At 48.6% G+C, this 1,025-nt stretch carries 2 protein-coding genes; both read right to left on the bottom strand.

The genetic code is table 11. The annotated features are described in order from the left end of the window. Nucleotides 1-110: 110 nt before the first annotated feature. Nucleotides 111-611, bottom strand: coding sequence for a hypothetical protein (locus tag AC6F7T_RS01915; protein ID WP_500716283.1), 501 nt, complete (start codon nt 609-611; stop codon nt 111-113). Between the two features lie 234 nt (nt 612-845). Further along, nucleotides 846-1,025: hypothetical protein (locus tag AC6F7T_RS01910; protein ID WP_500716282.1), on the bottom strand; the 180-nt coding region annotated here is incomplete at its 5' end.

Raw genomic sequence — 1,025 nt, 5'->3', positions numbered from 1 at the left:
CTGGGCATAAAAAAGCCCCGATCGCAGGGATCGGGGCGGTGGCAGTCAATGCCCAGGGTGGACAACGGCAAGAAATGCCCGGTTCAACTGTTTTATGTTGAAGCACAGTCTTACTGGCTATAATTGCCCCAGTTCTCAATGGCATCAATTACCGTACCATTTCCCGTTGCGATCATCAGAATGTCGTTGGCCACTCGCACATAGCGCTGCCCGGCCGGCGGCGGTCCAAATTGCTCGGCAACCTCTCTCGGCAGATTATGGAAGATGACATCCCTTGGCAACGGCTTGCCTAGCGTCCACTTTTTAGCTTGGCCGGGTGGCATACAATTATTGTTCTTTTTGGCAAGTCCCGGCGGGCAATGACCGGAGTTAAAACGACTGGAAGAGTAATCCTGTACGATCGTCCGGTGGCGGTCATTGAAATGGGTACTTGTCCTGTTCTCTCTGTAATTGTCTCTCTGACTGAGGTGCCTTTCATTCTGTTCGGATTTGTTGCCCTTTTTGTCGTCTCCATCCCACTTGTTTTTATCTGCGAGGGCAGGGGATGCAGCGAGTACTCCGACGACTATCAATGCCAGGATGCGACTTTTCTGCAATGAAAAATTCTGCATGTTTTTTCTCCATTTAAAATAATTGAATCGGACAGAAGTGTGTCTTTGATATTTTTCCGTATCAACATTGAGCAGTCATTTTATTAGCAATAAACGCACCAGTTGGATAAAGCAACATTTATTCTGTAAAATTCACAATCCTCTTTGGGGCGATCTTTGACAGTTAAAAACTCAAGTAGGCTCGGCCTGTTTCCCACTCCTCAGAGATTTCCATCAGCACCGCGCTGACAAGTCTCAGACAGGAGTCTTCATTAGGTTAGCATTACTAAAGATGTTTTTCGCCATGCCGAAGAAGAGCTTGACCGCCGGACAACCTCTGTGCAGCAGGGGATCGATTTTGATGTCTTGCTCAGGCAGGCGGGGAAGCAGTGTGGTTTGAATCCTGATGATCTGTTGCGGCCCGGCAAGCAACCC

Source organism: Pelovirga sp. (assembly GCF_059864205.1).
This window is presented reverse-complemented; position numbering and strand designations above follow the sequence as displayed.

Coding starts and splice junctions, on each gene's coding strand:
- AC6F7T_RS01915 (WP_500716283.1), bottom strand. CDS start 611: ATGCAGAATTTTTCATTGCAGAAAAGTCGCATCCTGGCATTGATAGTC.